General features: G+C 39.4%; 20 protein-coding genes and 2 tRNA genes. 8 read left to right on the forward strand and 14 right to left on the reverse strand.

Features of this window, described 5'->3' with window-relative positions; translation table 11 throughout:
- Nucleotides 1-270: 270 nt before the first annotated feature.
- From BM176_RS31845 to BM176_RS31890, 10 genes are all read right to left on the reverse strand, one after another.
- Nucleotides 271-1,050: an abortive infection system antitoxin AbiGi family protein gene (locus tag BM176_RS31845; RefSeq protein WP_090108465.1), complete on the reverse strand. Its 780-nt coding sequence runs from the start codon at nucleotides 1,048-1,050 to the stop codon at nucleotides 271-273.
- 208 nt (nucleotides 1,051-1,258) lie between these two features.
- A complete protein-coding gene (locus tag BM176_RS31850) occupies nucleotides 1,259-2,323 on the reverse strand; it encodes a hypothetical protein (RefSeq protein WP_090108466.1) in 1,065 nt (354 codons plus the stop codon).
- Entirely contained in the window at nucleotides 2,313-2,720 is a 408-nt protein-coding gene (locus tag BM176_RS31855) for a hypothetical protein (RefSeq protein ID WP_090108467.1), read from the reverse strand. The genes BM176_RS31850 and BM176_RS31855 overlap by 11 nt, the downstream gene beginning before the upstream one ends.
- A gap of 5 nt (nucleotides 2,721-2,725) precedes the next feature.
- Entirely contained in the window at nucleotides 2,726-3,772 is a 1,047-nt protein-coding gene (locus tag BM176_RS31860; protein WP_090108468.1) for a hypothetical protein, read from the reverse strand.
- A 19-nt stretch (nucleotides 3,773-3,791) separates the two neighbouring features.
- Nucleotides 3,792-5,186, reverse strand: a complete 1,395-nt coding sequence (locus BM176_RS31865) for a hypothetical protein (protein WP_143097980.1) — start codon at nucleotides 5,184-5,186, stop codon at nucleotides 3,792-3,794.
- 263 nt (nucleotides 5,187-5,449) lie between these two features.
- Nucleotides 5,450-5,578, reverse strand: a complete 129-nt coding sequence (locus BM176_RS33050) for a hypothetical protein (RefSeq protein WP_255373629.1) — start codon at nucleotides 5,576-5,578, stop codon at nucleotides 5,450-5,452.
- A 391-nt stretch (nucleotides 5,579-5,969) separates the two neighbouring features.
- Nucleotides 5,970-7,358: an ADP-ribosylglycohydrolase family protein gene (locus tag BM176_RS31875; protein WP_090108470.1), complete on the reverse strand. Its 1,389-nt coding sequence runs from the start codon at nucleotides 7,356-7,358 to the stop codon at nucleotides 5,970-5,972.
- A 91-nt stretch (nucleotides 7,359-7,449) separates the two neighbouring features.
- Entirely contained in the window at nucleotides 7,450-7,587 is a 138-nt protein-coding gene (locus BM176_RS31880; protein WP_255373630.1) for a helix-turn-helix domain-containing protein, read from the reverse strand.
- Between the two features lie 194 nt (nucleotides 7,588-7,781).
- Nucleotides 7,782-7,855, reverse strand: a tRNA-Arg gene (locus BM176_RS31885).
- A 252-nt stretch (nucleotides 7,856-8,107) separates the two neighbouring features.
- Nucleotides 8,108-8,181 (reverse strand) — tRNA-Arg (locus BM176_RS31890).
- 139 nt (nucleotides 8,182-8,320) lie between these two features.
- Between BM176_RS31890 and BM176_RS31895 the strand changes: the two genes are divergently transcribed.
- From BM176_RS31895 to BM176_RS31905, 3 genes are all read left to right on the forward strand, one after another.
- Entirely contained in the window at nucleotides 8,321-8,794 is a 474-nt protein-coding gene (locus BM176_RS31895; RefSeq protein WP_090108471.1) for a 23S rRNA (pseudouridine(1915)-N(3))-methyltransferase RlmH, read from the forward strand.
- 35 nt (nucleotides 8,795-8,829) lie between these two features.
- Complete coding sequence (locus BM176_RS31900) at nucleotides 8,830-9,447, forward strand: rhomboid family intramembrane serine protease (RefSeq protein WP_255373631.1); 618 nt, start codon at nucleotides 8,830-8,832, stop codon at nucleotides 9,445-9,447.
- 269 nt (nucleotides 9,448-9,716) lie between these two features.
- Nucleotides 9,717-10,169 (forward strand): response regulator, encoded by a 453-nt coding sequence (locus BM176_RS31905; protein ID WP_090108473.1) that lies wholly within the window; start codon nucleotides 9,717-9,719, stop codon nucleotides 10,167-10,169.
- On the opposite strand, the gene tilS is transcribed toward BM176_RS31905, so the two are convergent.
- Nucleotides 10,162-11,496, reverse strand: coding sequence for a tRNA lysidine(34) synthetase TilS (gene tilS, locus BM176_RS31910; protein ID WP_090108474.1), 1,335 nt, complete (start codon nucleotides 11,494-11,496; stop codon nucleotides 10,162-10,164). The two genes, BM176_RS31905 and tilS, sit on opposite strands and share 8 nt — an antisense overlap.
- Nucleotides 11,497-11,511: 15 nt before the next feature.
- Nucleotides 11,512-11,820: a tetratricopeptide repeat protein gene (locus tag BM176_RS31915; protein WP_090108475.1), complete on the reverse strand. Its 309-nt coding sequence runs from the start codon at nucleotides 11,818-11,820 to the stop codon at nucleotides 11,512-11,514.
- 50 nt (nucleotides 11,821-11,870) lie between these two features.
- Here BM176_RS31915 and BM176_RS31920 point away from each other — a divergent pair, with 50 nt between their 5' ends.
- The 4 genes from BM176_RS31920 (at nucleotide 11,871) to ispE (ending at nucleotide 15,161) form a co-directional block, all read left to right on the forward strand.
- Complete coding sequence (locus BM176_RS31920) at nucleotides 11,871-12,611, forward strand: electron transfer flavoprotein subunit beta/FixA family protein (RefSeq protein WP_090108476.1); 741 nt, start codon at nucleotides 11,871-11,873, stop codon at nucleotides 12,609-12,611.
- A gap of 42 nt (nucleotides 12,612-12,653) precedes the next feature.
- Entirely contained in the window at nucleotides 12,654-13,622 is a 969-nt protein-coding gene (locus tag BM176_RS31925; protein ID WP_090108477.1) for an electron transfer flavoprotein subunit alpha/FixB family protein, read from the forward strand.
- 105 nt (nucleotides 13,623-13,727) lie between these two features.
- Nucleotides 13,728-14,330: a bifunctional nuclease family protein gene (locus BM176_RS31930; protein ID WP_090108478.1), complete on the forward strand. Its 603-nt coding sequence runs from the start codon at nucleotides 13,728-13,730 to the stop codon at nucleotides 14,328-14,330.
- 24 nt (nucleotides 14,331-14,354) lie between these two features.
- Nucleotides 14,355-15,161, forward strand: a complete 807-nt coding sequence (ispE, locus tag BM176_RS31935; protein WP_090108479.1) for a 4-(cytidine 5'-diphospho)-2-C-methyl-D-erythritol kinase — start codon at nucleotides 14,355-14,357, stop codon at nucleotides 15,159-15,161.
- Nucleotides 15,162-15,329: 168 nt separating this feature from the next.
- Here ispE and rplT read toward each other — a convergent pair whose 3' ends face one another.
- On the reverse strand, nucleotides 15,330-15,674 hold the full coding sequence (gene rplT, locus BM176_RS31940; RefSeq protein ID WP_090108480.1) for a 50S ribosomal protein L20: 345 nt from the start codon (nucleotides 15,672-15,674) through the stop codon (nucleotides 15,330-15,332).
- 49 nt (nucleotides 15,675-15,723) lie between these two features.
- Nucleotides 15,724-15,921 (reverse strand): 50S ribosomal protein L35, encoded by a 198-nt coding sequence (gene rpmI / locus BM176_RS31945; protein WP_089788140.1) that lies wholly within the window; start codon nucleotides 15,919-15,921, stop codon nucleotides 15,724-15,726.
- 439 nt (nucleotides 15,922-16,360) lie between these two features.
- Here rpmI and BM176_RS31950 point away from each other — a divergent pair.
- Nucleotides 16,361-18,363, forward strand: a 2,003-nt coding sequence (locus tag BM176_RS31950) for a hypothetical protein (protein WP_218162326.1), incomplete at its 3' end; no start/stop codon positions are given.

The following is an 18,363-nucleotide window of genomic DNA, read 5'->3' on the forward strand; positions in this document are numbered from 1 at the left end:
ACCAATTGCTTAGATGAGTAAACTCATCCAATCAATTGGCACCTCTCAAAGCGAAGAAATACCAACTGCTGGTCCTAACAATTGGGTACACCATACTCATCTACCGTTCTATTCTGACAGAGGCAGCAATAAACGAAGCTATCTTTTATTGCAAATTTCAGTAGTAACTTCTTGCAAGTTAATTATAACAATAAATTTAATCACTCAATTTTTGACAAGAATAAAATCATTTTACAAGAATTGTCCATGAGATAAGGCATTTATGGTAATCTAAAAGTCCTCTTTAATCTGATCTGCCGTCATAATTTTTGTCAATAAGATTAAGAATTGCTTTTCGTTTTCATAAAGGTGGGTTTGCTTTTTCAGAAATTTAATTAATGGAGGGATGTTATTTGGTTTGCTCACAATAAGGTACTTTATATCAGTGCTATTAAAAGGTAAATTGTAGTCTGTGAAATGAGGCTTTTGAGGATGTTTCTTTGCTAATTTCTTAAATTCTGTTTCTACATAAAAATCATCATAATCAATTTTAGTATCCGTATGATCAATATTGGGTAGATATCTCCATTCTCTTTCGTCGTAAAACTTATATTCACCAAGATTCTTTCCATTTCGTGTAAGAGGGCCAGTATAATTTTTAATTGATCTCAAGACAGATAAAGCCCCCTGGTATGGACCGTCATAAAACTTTAGAAAATCCTTATTATTAAGCAGTTTATTCCAGGGCGCATGAACGAAATCGAGAAGATGCAAAACTCCAGTTGTTAAAGGAGAGTCTTTTTCTAAGTATTGAACAGGGTTTAGTCCATTTTTTTTTGCCCATTCTATATTTAAACCAATAGCATAATGACCATATTTTCTCATGTGATCCTTTACCTGAGATAAAGGAATGTCGCAGAAAGACACCATAGGGACAGCGAACTGTTTTGTTGCTTTTCCGGCAATGATATTTTCCTTACAATAAGAAGGATAAAACCCTCTTTCTAAAATGTTGTATAAGTAGTTTACTTTAGATGCATAATGTAAAATACAATTTGTACTAGTTGCCATAAATTAGTTGATATTACACTACTTTATTTTAAAAATTCTCTATTAATCCTTAGCATTATCATGCAATTATTCCGTTAATAAATCTCTCTACAAAGTCCAATATTTTCTTTAAAATTCTGTAGCCTGTTTTTTTTCGTTCTAAGACAGTTGGTTGGTTATAAAGGAAGCATATTCCCCACCACTTATGATTTACTGGTTACAACCGCCGTTATTTCGGTTTCCGTCCGGTTTGCATGCTTTGGTCAGAATATTTTTCCTTGTTAACGCTTTGCAGCCAGTCCAGGTACATCTTTTCAGGCATTTCTCTATATCCTAATTCCGTCAATCGCACATATATGCCTTCCATTTGGGCATAGGTCTCAGGTGCTTTATTTTGCTTGTCCTCCTTTTGTCGGGTATATATTCTTTTGAGCGTTTCCGCCTTCAGCAGCATCGCCTGAATGTTCAAAGGGAAGTATTGTAATGACAAGTCGCAACATCTAAGGATAAAACCATCCTCATAATTCCGAATTTCGTGTTCGTACCCCTTGGCAAGATCCAGCATGCACAATGCTATCGCTTGCTGGTTACTTAACGTATCCATATAAATACCGTTCTGTACTGCCTCCAAAGGTATATAGCCTGAACCCATAATCCAGGCATCTATTGGAAAGCCGCCGCTGGTCAACTCTGTATTGTACCACCCACTTTTCTTGCACCGATTTTTGATATAAATATGATTCGGAGCCAGAGCAAGCCAACAGCTTGCGTCAAGTTCATCTGCGAGTATCTTGTATAGGTAAGGTAAACTATGACAATTTCCTTTGTGGGTTACAAGGAGTTTTGATACAAACATATTGCTCCAGTCCTGATGTCCAAAAAAGTCATTAAAATTGTAGGTATATGGATAGTTTATAATTTCTGGAATATCTCCTACCATCATCCTTATTGTATCCTTCATCACATTATAAATGGCATAATTAATTTTAAGATTATTGCTGTCGGGATAATTATAATTTTTAATTGGATTAGCGGCTTCCCATTTCTGGCAAAGCAGCGATAAATGGTAGATATTATTATCAAATTTGAAGTAATCCAGTTGAAGGTCAGCGTAAACATTCTCTGCAATAAATACAGCCTTTTTAAATCCTTGGGGGGCATTGTTTTCTATAAGTTTCTTAATGACCATAAAAGCCGTATCATAGTTAGCCCTTCTTACTGAAATGTTTTGCGCTTGTACAATATGAATACTATTAAATAAACAGATGAGAACTATCCAAAAACTATTTCGCATGCTTAAAATATTTTCTTCTTGTTATTGGTAGGGCTAATACAATTAAAGTAGTTAGATAAAGTAAGGTTGGAAATGCTGATACTAATCTGGAAATCCAACGAGTAGTCTTTATAAACTCAGCTAATGAACGTGTAAATTCCATAGGCGGAAAAGTTGCGCTGATAGTACCCCAATAAAATATATCCATAATGCCATAGATTGAAATACCAATGGCAATAAGCCAAGTAATCCAATGCTTATAAAGTATAATAATAATAAAGCAAAATGGAATTAAAGCCGGTATCAAAACAGATCTATCCCAATATTCATTTTTAATAATAAACGTAAATTGAAATGCTACGATAAAGCTCAAAAAACCAATCAATATGTATTTCAGAACTATCAGTGTTTTGTTCATACTTTTTATCTTTTTGGATTATAATATCCATTACCCTTTTCTCCATTTACTCCCATCACAGGGTTATATTCACTTACCGTAGCCTTTAAAGTACTGATCTGTGGAGGATAATAGAAACCATTCTTTGTAAAAACATACACGGTACCATCTTTAGATTTTCCTAAATAGACAGCACCATGCGATACTTCAACATCACCCAAACCAAAGTCCCGCCTTGAGCCAAAACTGATAGCCGTTTTGCCGAACTGAAATTTAGATGGATCACTTGAAACGTTTGTATAATTATTTTTAATATCGGATATGAAGCTGGACTGCGAAGTGATTTTGGAAAAATCAGGCGTTTCTCCCTGCGTAACCGCCAAAGCACAAGTCCAACAATTATAATTCTTATCTCCGAAAGTCTCAGTAGCTCCCAGCCAATTATGCGAATAATTATCAGAATTCGTTATCATGTCATTAATAGCACCGTTAATTGCAGACACTCCTGGTACGTCATCTGATAGTTTAATAGTACCGCTCTTATCCATCGTTGACATAAGTTGTTCGGCCTTTTTACCACCCACACCTAAATAGCTGGCTAGCGTTTTCGCGTTATCACCCTTTTCCATTTGCACTACTACCTGCCCCCCGGTCTCATTCCCGTTCTTATCCTTATTTATCTGTATACTTGGCACCCATTCTGCACTTCTGCCGTCAGGGTCATTAAAAGAAATAGGGTTATCATATGCAAAGTGATAAGGACTCCAACTTGTAAATTGATCTGCTAATGGATCTATACTGTACCACCGACTGGCCGATGAATTATCCGAAACAGCTCTTAATAAACTATCACTATTAAGTAATGCAACTATTTTCTTTGTATGGATATTTATTAGGACTGAGCCTACACGCTGAACATCCTCTGTGTCAAATACCTCAACAAACTTATTACCATATGCGGTAACGATTTTCGCTTTCTTGCCGATAGGTTTAAGCGGGTTGTAATCCTGACTTTGTACAGTTTCAAAGGAAAATAATAACACAAAGAAAATCAATAAATTTTGTTTGTACATAACTTGTATTTCAAAGGGTTTATTTTTTTATCGTCGTTTTTAAAGGCGTTTTAATCATTCGAAGCTGGTGTATTTCGCCTGCCATTTGTTCATTTAATGCCTTGTTCTGTTGTTTTTTCTTTTCTGATTCTATAGATTGCAACCATTTTGCATATGCCTCAGCAGGCATATCCTGATATCCAAGGTTATCTACTTTTTCTATTGCTTCCTGCATAGATAAATAGGCATTGTAGGCTTCCGGGTAATTCGGCAGTTTATCTATAGATGGCCTTCCTGCTTTTTGAAGCATCTGTAAGGCAATATCTTGTTTATGCTGTGCATCCACGATAGCCGCTATCATGTTTGCAGGATTCATTTTTACGATGGATTGTCTTATGTTATCCGCATAATCATCATACCCGAATTTATGGAGATAACCAAGCAGGAGATCCGCTAGGCATTGGGCATACAATTGCCTGCTTGACAAAGTATCCAGGTAACTATGATTTTGTAAAGCTTTTGAATTAATGAAGCCAGATTGTATCATCCAGGAAGATGACACATAATTGCCATTGGTGGTTTCAAACAAGGTCAGCCTCCCCTTACCATCCTTGAACTGGATAAATGAATGTTGAGGGGCGAGAGACAACCATGCTTTAGCTCCTAGCTGTTCTGCAATCATCAGATAACCTAAAGGCATGGAATGACATTGTCCGCTACCAGTAGCCAACATTTTGGAGACCATCACCTGTCTATAATCCTTTTCCCCCCGAAAATCGGCAAAGTCATACTTGATTGGAGGAATGGTAATGGATTGTTTGCTTTGAGTGTTATAATAGGAATTGGAATGTTTAAAAAGTTCTTGAATCGCAAAATTCAAAGAGAGGTTGTCTTTGGAATTCAGCTTCTCCCTTTTAATTATTTGCTTTACCAGATCGGCTCTCTGCTTTATAGCACGGATAAAGTCCTGGTAAGATATTCTATTGTTGATATAAGCATTTTCAATAAAATAAACTGCATTCGTCAAGGAAAATTCGTCTGGATTAAATGTCGAAAGTTGCTCGAAGGCAAAACGGTAGTACTTTGTTTGCTCCATCCATTCTAAATGCTTACGGTAAAACTCCGTTTCTAATAAATCCCTCTCTATTTCTGCAAATTGCTGCACTTGCTGTGCGTTGCCTCCCTGACCTGGTATTAATCCATGTTGTTGAAGGATCATCCGGTTTTGTTCACTTATATTATTATAATTATTATACAATTGATGATCAATCACGGAGGGCTGTATATTTACGAGTGGTGCAGGCCCTAAGTGGGAGAACTCGGATGGAACGGGGCGAGTTATTACAGGCAACTGTCCTATTGATCGTTGCTTAAATGGATCTGCAACAGGGAGCCGTGTTTGTGCAGGGAGTCGACATGTATAAATGGATAACATAACTGTTAAAAGAAAGTGAATACATTGCTTCCAATGCATCTTTTCTCTGATGAGGGGTAATGGGGGTGGTATGGATAACAATTCTAATGTTTTTAGTGATTCTCAAGTCACTCCCAGCGACTATAAAAATATAGGAAAAACAACCGGGGTTTGGCTAATCTCTCTTTTCAAATATAATATTGGTCAAATTACAAAGCGTTAATTCCTTGTTAATCCCGAAAATATACAACTAACATGTTAGGCTGCCCTCATTGAAACAATTGTTAATTGAAATTTTCAGGATGCTTCTCTATTTCTGAAACCATTTTTGTTGCGATGGAAATAATACTTTCTTTACCTTCTATAGTATATTCATTTCCTTGTCGATAAGGAATACCATTAATACGTATCATAATTAAAAAGTTATTAAAATTAAAACGTTATTACTTCTTCTGCTTACCCTGCAACAATTCATTTTTCTCCTTTTCAGTGGCAAGTAAACGCTCATACAATTCAACTACTTTATCAATAGGGTTAAAAGTGCATTTGTAATACTGTGCGTATGCTATAGATTTATCAGAAAATGTATTGGAAATAATATTCACCGCGGCTTCTTCACTAAAACTTTAAATAGCTTCAGGGGTTACTTTCAATATTTTCGCAACCTGTTCTAAAATATCCGGTTCAATAGTTTCTTTCTGCTCTAAGAGCGAAATCTTTTTTTGTGTCCAGTCTTCGCCTAGTTCATATCAAGTCCTACTAATGACATTGGCAGGGCATATAAAACGCGCTTTTTAGCGCCATTTATTTTTTCTCTGTTCCTTGACGAACTTTATCCTGTAGCATTTCTGTTAGTTCATCTCCTATTTGTAGAATATAATCGCACTCCTTTGTTTTTCTGAAAGTTGATAAAGCTTTGGCAGAAAAGCCGGGCAAACCAATGAACGCTCCCATAATATGGCCTGCGAGGGATGCATTTGTATCGGTATCACCTCCACAGAGAATTATTTCAGAAATTATGTCCTCGAAATTATGTTCTTTAATCTTCTGGGCTGCAAAAATAGAAAATGGAACCGACTCAATAACATGCCCTGAAGTGCCTACTAAATGGGCAGCTTCACTAATACTCAACGTGGGGTTTTCCTGTAGCTTTAATAGATTATCCCTAACAGAAGTATCTGGAAGTTGTGATGCTATGAGGTTTAATAGGCTTTGATTTGGGAACCATTGGTCTGTAATGATATAGTGCAAGGCATAAAGAATTGACAAGCAACCAGTGTATGCTTCATCATTTTTGTGCGTAATATTGCAGACATCCCGGATAAGGGTTTTCTCTGTTTCAATGTTTACGAAAAAAACAAGAGGTGCTATTCTCATAGCTGCTCCATTACCTGCTGCATATTCTCCAGACCGTCCTGAGAGCCCCCAGTGCGCTCCCACCTGCAAGTCTCTCAACGCTTTAAGTGTACTTGCTCCAAGGCCAGAAAGTTTTCTATTATTATACCACTCCAGCATTTTTTTTGCAATACTTTCAGGAGATACCCCTCGTGAACCTAATATAGCTTCACAGGTAGCAAGGGTTAACTGAGTATCATCTGTTATGCCATTTAACTTTTCAAATTCTACAGATTCAACATTTGCCCTGCCTTCATAAAAGCTGCCAAGCGCATCTCCTATTGCGCCACCTATCAGGCAGCCCTGTAATCTTTGTCCAAAAGTGATTTTTATTTCGGGTATCTTATCTATTATATTGGGGGTGGCGTGCCCCACCAACGAGTGTTTGAAGAGCGCCGCTTCCTCTGTGGTTACTTCTGCTGGTACGGGAAAAGATATATTTTTGCCCAGTAAAAGCCGATCAATCAGGTAATTAACGAGCAAAATGTCATAATCATTATCTTTCTGATTAAATTGGTCCTCAGCTCTGTTCGCAATTACTTGCATAACCTTGTAGATTCCATCTTCCTGGTGCTCGATTACAATTTTATAAATATGAGCCCCTGTCCAACTTCGATGAATATTCAGCAGACTATTTTCATAATAGATAAACCATTTGTCCTCCATCTCTCTTGGAATTAAACCTCTCCTAATCAGGTCAAATTCCTCAGATGAGAATACCCTTTGAAAGTCCAGACTTTGAATCTTACCTGGCATTTTCTCTGTTTTCCAGTCTGTTTTTTGGGCTATTGAAGGCATGGGTGTAATGTTAATTATTTAATAAGCAGGTAATAAATATCAGCAAAATAGATGGAACAAAAAAGCCTCACAGAACTTCAGAAATATGCAATTATACAATTCGAACCGATTCGCGATAAGCTTTTAAACTGTTTCCTTTTTGCTTTTTAAAAAATTTGTTAAGATGGCTAATATCGGTGAATCCAAATTCTCCTGAAATTTCATTGATTCGCTTATCACTGAACTTCAAACGGTGCTCTATTAGTTTGACCTTATATTTTGTAATATATCCTGCATAGTTTCTTCAGTATGCTACTTAAAGTAACGGCCCAGGTAGACTCGAACCAAAACGATGTTGAGTTTGATTATTTTATAAGATTGTGAAATAAACTTAAAAGCAAAAAGCCTTCAAATCTAACGACTTGAAGGCTTCAATTTTGCCTGTGACCCCGTCTGGATTCAAACCAGAAACCTTCTGATCCGTAGTCAGATGCTCTATTCAGTTGAGCTACGGAGCCATTCCCGTAATTGGGATTGCAAATGTAGGGAATTTCAATTCAATTAGCAAAATTTTGCAATACCTAATCTATATTATTTCTGAGTTCTCTGATAACCTAAGGATACAAAGATTTCAATAGCCATAAACAGGAGAGGTAAATAGCTCTTTTACAAATAAAATATTTTAAAGCATTCAAAAGAAAACGGAAAGATCTTTACATATCATACTGGACACAAAAAAACCGCTAAATACTATTTAGCGGTTTTTAGAGTGACCTCGTCTGGATTCAAACCAGAAACCTTCTGATTCGTAGTCAGATGCTCTATTCAGTTGAGCTACGAAGCCATTCCCGTAATTGGGATTGCAAAGGTAGGAATAAATTTATAATTACCAAATATTTAATCTGTTTTTTTTGAGCATGCTTGCAAAGTGGAAGCAATAAATAATACCTAATTTTACCAATTGATCCATTAATTAAAAAAAGGTGAAAATTCAACTTTGGAGCATCGGAAAAGATAATGATCCTTACATTCGTGATGGTATAGCTGTTTTTCAAAAACGCCTGCAGCATTATGTAGACTTTGAGCTGAAATTGATCCCGACGGTAAAACAGGCTGCCAGTTTATCTATACCCGAATTGAAAAAACAGGAGGCCAAACTCATCCTGGAGATGCTACAGCCACAGGATTATCTGGTGGCATTAGACGAATATGGAAAAATGTTCACCACTATTCAACTGGCTGATTTCATTCAGCAAAGGGCAAATTCCGGTGCAAGACAGGTAATTATCCTGATTGGTGGGGCCTTTGGTATAGATAGCAGCCTGATGGAAAGGGCCCAGCTTAAATTATCCCTTTCCCCCCTCACCTTCCCGCATCAACTGGTACGTTTAATTATGACGGAGCAGTTATACAGGGCTTATACCGTACTAAACAGAGAAAAATATCATCATCAGTAAATTAATTACATTTACAGATTAAATAGCGCACAGGAATGGAATACATGACTTTAAGCATCGCAATCATTATTATCACCTGCCTGGTATCTATAACGGTGTTCAACAGCCCGGATAAAACAGATGAACTGAGCATGTGGCCATACATGGTAAAGGAGAAAAGACAATACTACCGCTTTCTCACTTCCGGCCTGGTACATGGAGATATTATGCACCTGGCTTTCAATATGATCACCTTATATTCTTTCGGTGGATTCATAGAATCAGTATTCTTACAGATTTTCCACTCTAAATTATATTACCTGCTTTTCTACTTACTGGCATTGGTTTTATCTGATATACCTTCTTACATTAAACATCGTAATGATTATAGTTATCGCTCTATAGGTGCCTCCGGTGCAGTATCTGCAGTCGTATTTGCAGCTATCCTGTTCTCCCCCTGGACCCCTATCTTCGTCTTTTTTATCCGCCTTCCGGCTATCGTATACGGTGTCGTGTATCTCGGTTATACCATTTATATGTCCCGTCGCGGACAAGGTTCCGGTATTGACCATGATGCCCATTTATGGGGTGCCGTATTCGGAATCATCTTCCCGCTTATTTTCGAACCTAAAATTGGCCCATACTTCCTGAATCAGCTGCTGCATCATTTCTAGTAGTTAGGACTGCTTTTTGCGTGTGTATCTTTATTAAAAGTAGCATAACATGCAAACATTCCGCAAAATGAAGACTGATATAGCTGAAATCCTTCAGAAGAAGAAAAAGTGAATCCTTGAATTGTGGATGAAGAATCAATTAGTGGATTTTTCTCTACGGGAAGATCTTATGTCCAAACCTGAAAGACAATAATGATCTGCATGAAATGTGAGTAAAATAAAAGAGAACCGAAGTACTTCAATTTTTAACAGGAAAGAACCTACAAGGTATGGAAAAGGTTGTGAAGATTTTATTGGCAGATGATGATCTGGAGGATCGCTTTATTATTCAAGATGCTTTTAATGCAATCAATTTATCAGATGTTCCCTTCCTGGTAGAAGATGGAGAAAAGGTACTTGAACACCTGGCTACTGTTCTGAATAATGCCGGTACATTACCATCACTGGTAGTATTGGATCTTAATATGCCACGACTAAGCGGCACTCAGACATTGAGAGAGTTAAAGGGGATACCTCATTATAAAGATATCCCGGTAGTCATCTTTTCTTCTTCACTGAATGTAATAGAAATGCATGAATGCATGAAATTAGGGGCTTTGTCATACATGGTAAAACCATTTACCTACGAGGAATACCTCCTATTCGCACAACGATTTTATGACTTCTGTCTCTCAAAACATTCATTTCCTGAATTCAACAACCTGATAGATAACTTTAAATAGACCATTCAAGTAGTAACATATCCTTCGTTGTATCCGTGATTTTAAAACGATCATCAATCCTCATTCCTATTACCCACACAATGCGTTTTCCGGATTCGAGTACCCATACATTTTCTTTCTGCACCAGAGATAATTTCTGATCTATAAAAAACCTGCTTACCTTTTTCTTCTTGCGCATTCCCAGCGGATAAAAGTAGTCCCCCTGTTTCCACTTCCTCAATAACAACGGGAATTGAACAACCTGTTTATCAAGGCAGGCAATATTAGCTGCAGATGGGATATTTACTCCGCTGCTCCTGCTTACTTCTTTTATTTTAAGGTGCCCATTGGCAGTAATGATCTGGGTACGCTCTTTTTCTATCACGATAAGCGGCGCTTCCTGTTCTGCCAGTGTGGTAATCAGCAGCCATTGTCTGTCGCGTATAATACGATGGCTCGATGTTTCTACCAGCCTTCCGGAACTGCTGTTCAACAGTTCCAGCACCTGTGGCAGCTGAGCAGAGCTACATCCAAAATCACGGAATATTTCCCATGCAATGGTATTCAGTGGGACCGTCTTTTGCAGGCGTAGTACCGGGATCATAAAAGTATTGCCTTTTTGAATCAACAATCTTTTCTTATGACGGTCCACCGCCTGCGTATATAACTCCTCCGCTTCCCTGAAACGATCAATACCAGCTGCAATATTGTTCACCACCGCAGGATAGGTTTCCTGTATAACAGGGATCACCTGGTGACGGAAAAAATTACGTGTATATTTTACTGTTATATTGGAACTATCTTCTACAAAGGAGATCCCCTGGGTTTGGGCGTATGCCAGCAGGTCCTTTTTCTGTGTGAAGAGTAGTGGCCGTATAAGAGAAGTATGTCTGGGCAGAATTCCATGCAGGCCTGCAATCCCGGTTCCCTTACAGAGATTCATAAGTACAGTTTCCACATTGTCCTGCATATGATGTGCTGTTGCTGTATAGGCAGATCCTGATACCTTCCGGGTAGTTTCCAGCCATTCATAGCGCAATTCGCGCGCGGCTACCTGGATGGACACACGTTTCTCCGTAACATAAGCTTCTGTATCAAACCGTATACAATAAAAAGGAACTTCCAGTGTTTCAGCCAATGCAGTAACAAATAATTCATCCCTCAGGGATTCATCTCCCCGCAGTTGAAAGTTACAATGGGCAATAGCAAAGTCGTATCCCCCCTGTTTAAAGAGGTGAGCCATTACAACTGAGTCTACTCCACCACTGGTGGCCAGTAAAATCTTTTGCCCACGGGAGAATAAGTTCTCCTTATATATATATGCAGTAAACCCTGTCAATAAATCCATTGATAATTATTTAATTCAGATCAGATCATCCAGTGCTGCCAGCAATTCATTCATAGCATGTTTCTCTTTGGCTGTCTTTGCCATTTCTATCCCTTTTTGATACACGGAAATAGCTTGCTCAGTCTCCCCTACCCGCTCCAGTAACTTCCCCAGGTGATAATAGGAGCCTACATATCCCGGTTCATGTGACAGCAGTTCTTCAAATAACTGACGAGCATCAGTATCGTTATTCAACTTAATGTATTCCAGTGCCAGCGCATGCTTTAGAAAGCTGTCGTCGGGACTATCTTTAAGAATTTCCTTTATCCTGGCTATCCTATCCATTATTTAAATATATTTGCCCATTCCCGTTTTAAAACTAAACAGTTAAGGCCATGAAGATTTTAGTATGTATCAGTAAAACTCCGGACACAACTGCAAAAATAGCTTTCACAGACAACAACACGAAATTCAATGAGGCGGGTGTGCAGTTCATCATCAACCCCTATGATGAATGGTATGCCCTGGTAAGGGCTCTGGAACTCAAAGAAACCCTTGGCGCCACAGTACATCTTGTTACTGCAGGTGGTGCAGATACCGAACCCATTATCCGTAAAGCGCTTGCATTGGGTGGAGATGAGGCTTTCCGTATCAATACAGATAGCCAGGACAGCTATTATATAGCAGCACAGATTGCCGCTCACGCAAAGGTACAGGCTTATGACCTGATATTTACCGGTAAAGAAACCATCGATTATAACGGATCTGCCATTGGCGGTATGGTGGCAGAACTGCTGGACCTTCCATTTATATCGATTGCAGCGAAGCTGGAATTAAATGGTACGGAAGCAACCATCAACCGTGAAATAGAAGGTGGCGAAGAAATTGTAAAAGTCAGCCTCCCGGTTGTGGTATCCTGTCAGAAAGGAATGGCAGAAGCCCGCATACCCAATATGCGTGGTATTATGGCGGCACGCACCAAAACCCTCACAGTAGTTGAACCAGCTGCTGCAGATACACTTACAGCGATTGCCAGCTTTGAATTACCTGCACCTAAAGCAGGTGTAAAAATGATCAGCCCTGATAATGTGGAAGAACTGGTTAGGTTGTTACACGAAGAGGCTAAAGTCATTTAACATCGAAAGCTATTTCTAAGAACTTAAATTATTACATCAAAGATGTCAGTTATAATATTTGCAGATCAGGCTCAGGGAAAGATTAAAAAAGTGGCTTTCGAAGCAATCCGTTATGGAGCCAAAGTAGCACAACAATCCGGCAGTACTGCTACTGCCCTGGTACTGGGAGAGGTAGACGCTGCAGAACTTTCTGCATTGGGTAATTATGGTGCCATAAAAGTATTACATGTTGCAGACAGCCGCTTGAATGAAGTAGAAGGAAGTGTATATACAAAAATAATTACTGCTGCTGCAGAGCAGGAGAATGCAGAGGTAATCATCTTCCCGCATAATTTTGATGGTAGGGCAATAGCGCCCCGTGTGGCAGCCCGTTTAAAAGCAGGATTTGTATCAGGTGCCATTTCATTACCAGATGCTACAAATGGATTTATCGTGAAAAAGAGTGTATTCTCCGGTAAAGCATTTGCCAATATCAATATAACTGCTGCTAAAAAAGTGATCGCAGTTATGCCCAATACATTCCCCCTGGAAAAGACAGATGCGGTAGCTCCCGTTACCCCTTTCTCCCCTCCCATCAATGACGCAGATTTTAAAGTGAAGGTAAGCCGTGTGGAAACCGTTAGCGGAGAGATTCCTTTAACAGAAGCAGAGATTGTGGTTAGTGGCGGTCGCGGCCTTAAAGGTCCGGAAAACTGGGCACTGGTTGAAGATCTCGCCAAAGCGCTGGGTGCAGCTACAGCGTGTTCCCGCCCTGTAGCAGACTCCGGCTGGCGCCCCCATCATGAGCATGTAGGGCAGACTGGTTTAACGGTACGTCCCAATCTTTATATAGCCATTGGCATTTCAGGTGCCATCCAGCATCTTGCTGGCGTAAATGGTAGCAAGGTAATTGTAGTAATCAATAAAGATGCAGAAGCTCCTTTCTTTAAAGCTGCGGATTATGGTATTGTGGGCGATGCCTTTGAGGTAGTCCCTAAACTAACTGCCGCAGTAAAGCAATTAAAAGGCTAAATAGCCTGCTGCTTTTCGTTTAAAGCATTAAGCTATTTTTAGATAAGGAATATTTTTTCTAACTTCACGTTCTTACAAAATATTCAGCGACAACGCAGGACAGATATGAGAAAAATAGAACTGGAAATAGTTGCTCTATCACACAGCATTACGCAAACACATTCTTACGCCGTGGTGTTGGGAGAAGTGAACGGATTACGGCGATTGCCAATCGTGATTGGCGGATTTGAAGCGCAGGCTATTGCTGTGGCACTTGAAAAAATGCAACCCAGCCGCCCTCTTACGCATGATTTGATGAAGAACTTTATGAATGCATTCACTATCGAACTGCATGAAGTTGTTATCAGCAATCTGCAGGAAGGGATTTTTTATTCTAAATTAATTTGCTACAGTAACGAAGAAACTATAGAGATAGACTCGCGTACTTCCGATGCTCTCGCATTGGCAGTACGCTTTGGCTGCCCCATCTTCACATACGAAAATATCCTGAACAGCGCTGGCATCCTGCTGGATGACCCTGCCGGTAAAAAAAGCGGTGTAAAACCATTAACACCCACTATTTCCGAGCACGAAAAAGGAGCAGAGGATGATCTTAAAATACTGAATGTAGATGAACTGACACAACTGTTGCAGGAAGTTCTGGAACAGGAAGATTATATCAGGGCGATTGCCATCCGTGATGAAATCAACAGCCGGAAAAGCAGGTAGTTCACCTTATATAGTCTCACTCCCATGATCGTTTTTCCCAATTGTAAAATAAACCTGGGGCTACACGTTATACGTAAACGCCCAGATGGATTTCACGACCTGGAAACTGTGTTTTACCCATTGCCACTAACAGATGCACTGGAAGTAATCAGCCCGGGTACACTCTCATTTACATCAAGTGGTATTCCTATACCCGGTAATACGGCAGATAATCTTTGCTTAAAAGCCTGGCATTTATTAAAACGGGATTTTCCCACATTACCGGAAATTAATATCCATCTTCATAAACATATTCCCATAGGTGCTGGTTTGGGTGGCGGTTCTGCCGATGCAGCCTTTATCCTGCGGTTGCTGAATAACCGTTTTCAATTAAGTCTTACAGAAGAACAATTGATCCAGTATGCTGCTACATTAGGTAGTGACTGCGCATTTTTTATTCGTAATGAAGCTTGTTATGCTACTGGACGTGGGGAAATCCTGGAATCAATAGCATTAGACCTGGGGAGCTGGTCGTTTGTTCTGGTCGATCCGGGCATTCACGTAAATACCGGTTGGGCATTTAGTCATATTACTCCCAAAGTCCCCGCACAATCTTTACGCAACAGCATTTCAGGCCCTGTAGAAAACTGGAAAACAACTATCATTAATGATTTTGAGACGCCCGTTTTCAATGCTCATCCTGAATTGGGAAAGATTAAAGAACAGTTGTATGCTCATGGTGCCGTGTACGCTACTATGAGTGGCAGTGGTTCTGCAATGGTGGGGATTTTTCCAAAAAACAAGATATCCGGTATTACATTCAACCCGGGCTATAAGGTATTTCTACTCTGATTTTATCATTAACTTATTACTCCAGTAAAACAGCCTTACTATTAAAAGCTAAAAATAAAATAGCCGGTATCGTTTCCAACACCAGCTCCAGATATTTTCATAGTAAACAAGATAGCCGGTATTGCATTCAACACCGGCTACAAAGTATGTATCTTCAGTATTCCGTAATTACTTAACGGAAGTGATAAGATTCTTGAAAGTTTCAGGCTCATTCATAGCTAAGTCTGCTAATACCTTCCTGTTAAGGTCAATATTCTTTTCAGACAGTTTATGAATAAACTGAGAGTAAGTTAAACCTTCTGCTCTGGCTGCAGCGTTAATACGCGCAATCCACAGCTGGCGGTAATTCCTTTTCTTCAATTTACGGCCTACATAACTATAGGTAAGACCTTTCTCTAATACGTTTTTGGCTACGGTATAAACATTTTTCCTTTTACCGTAAAAACCTTTGGCCTGCTTTAATATTTTCTTCCTGCGGGCCCTGGAAGCTACTGCATTGACTGAACGAGGCATATAGTGCTTGTTTGATCAGGTTAATAATTAATTATTCAACACCACTTCTCTATCTGAGAGCAAGCATTCTTTTTACCAGGTCCAGGTTAGCAGAACTAACCAGACTGCTACCTCTCAGGTGGCGCTTTCTTTTGGTACTCTTCTTGGTCAACAAGTGACTTTTGAAGGCGTTATACCGCTTAATCTGTCCGCTCCCGGTCACCTTGAAGGTTTTCTTCGCCCGGGAATGAGTCTTTACTTTGGGCATCTTACATCAAATTTGGTCTGCAAAGGTAGGTAAATATTTGAAACAACATACGTGCAATGTAATTTATTTATTAACGCCTATAGTATGTGGATAACTTTAAAATATTTTTTTGATATTTTTTTGACTGGTTTAACCGACTGACAATCAAATTACCCCCGCCCCTTCACTTCCACTTATTCTTCCATTAATCACGTTAGAATATATACACATCTTTTATATTTCCTATATTAGTCATAATTTTAATTTTAAAACCATAACTTTTTTAGCCATATCAGTAAAAAAATAACCGAGCCTATGAAACCACTTTACACTTCTCAAAATACCATCCCAGTACGGGTTTGGAAGGATTTTTCGCTGGTTAAACATTATAACCCATACCGTGAAAAATGACCCTTATTTATCTGAATCTGATACTTTTTTCACAAATTTTGTTTGCAGCATGAAAAAGATTCTAACTCTATTAATCCTCTGTATGTTCTGTGCCCTTGGCATAGTGCAGGCTCAGACGACCCATATGACTGTACCAGATACAGTCTGTATGTCTCTGACCAATAGTACTACAGACCAGGCTAAGTTTACCAGCGTTAGTGCTTACCTGGACGGAGGGGTATCCAATATATCCCTTGCTTCCTGGACAATTACTACGCCAACAGGATCAAACGCCGATTATAATATATTATACTCTGCCAATCCCTCTACCGTGAAAACTACTAAGTTAGTGGATACAAGATCCCTGACGCTGGAGTTCCTCGTACCGGGTACTTATACATTTACGGCAACATTTACATATAGACAGGGTGGTACGAATAAATCGATCTCCATTACCAAAGTCCTGTATGCGAAAGACTGTACTATCCAGGTCTGTAATGGTGGATACGCAGTAATGGCAGGTTTCAATGAAGATTTTGGTACTATGGCAGCCGGCGTAGTACGTCGGCCATATCCTGTTGCTGGTGTAGTACAATATACTTATCAGTCTACCTATGGCCTGAATGATGACTACTACAATATTTCCAATACTACAGATCAGAGAACGGAATGGATTAAAGTGTCTGACCATACAGGTACTACAAATGGTGCTATGATGGTAATTAACTCAGCCTATGCCCCTCTTCAATTTTATGAGAAGAAGGTAACAGGGTTGTGTAGCGGTTCCGTTTATAATTTCAGTGCCTGGTTACTTAACCTTAATAATAAAGGCATATTTGAAAATAACTGTGCTTCTGATTATAAATATGCAGGTGTAACCTTCCAGGTAGTGGATGCCAATAATCCCACAGATGTATTGGCCAACTTCAGAACTTATGACGTATCAATGAACCTGGCAACTGACGTTACAGGTACCTGGCAGCGTTATGGCGGACAGTTTGTAATCAAAGCTGGTGTTACGGATGTATTAGTTAGGATCATTAACAACAGACCTGGTGGTTGCGGTAATGATATCGCGATAGATGACATCAGTTTTACTTATTGTAGTCCTATCATCACTGCAGGTCTGATTGGTAATAATACTAACCTGAAAGAAGTATTGTGCGAAGGCACTGCCGATACATTAACATCTTCTATATTACCTGTTGGTTATTTCACAGATCCTGTTTATCAATGGGAAATGAGTGATAACAATGGTGCTTCCTGGTTCAATGTGCCTTATGGTACTCCAAGGGATGCTATGCTCAAGATTCCTGCTGGCGAATTAAAAGGTACTAAAACGGTAGCAGCTGACTACCTTTTCCGTGTTCGTGTATATGAAAGAGGAATAAAGGATTCATTGGGTTGTGCTAACCCATCAAGTCCTATCAAAATAACGATTCTGCCAATGCCTATCCTGTCTCTTACTAAAAGTCAGGTCTGTGCGGGGGCAGATGTTCAGTTAATGGCCTCCGGTGGCTTCGATAAATTTACTTGGAAAGATCTTGCCGGATATGAGGGCGCTACCAGGACGATCACACTCACAATGGACACCAATATCGTGGTATACGGTTACGTATTCTATGGTGAAGGTGGAGGTAAAACATGTATCGACTCCAATAGTGCGAAAATTTATGTGACCGACAAGCCCGTTGTGGAAGTCGCACCTTCTACAGTCAGTATCTGTTTGGGTGAGACTGTAACCTATAGAATCAACAGTACGCTTAGCGGCAAACAAATCAGGTGGTATCATGGACAACATGGCACTGCTATTGATTCTACATTAATGCAAGAGTGGAATGACTATACTGAGATAACGGTACTTCCAGCAACAATTGCCGATAGTATCTACTCTGTTATTGTCACAGACGGTCCTTGTGTTGTTGAATCGGCACCGCTTATTGTTAAAATAACGCCACCGCTTCAGCCAATTAAGTTCCCTCCTATTATTAATTGCTCCAGTGTTAATACTACCGGTGTATTTATAATGCCAGATTCTTCCCTGGTAGCTCCACACGATGGAGAGATCGGTTC

Source organism: Chitinophaga sp. CF118 (assembly GCF_900112615.1).
Lineage (GTDB): Bacteria > Bacteroidota > Bacteroidia > Chitinophagales > Chitinophagaceae > Chitinophaga.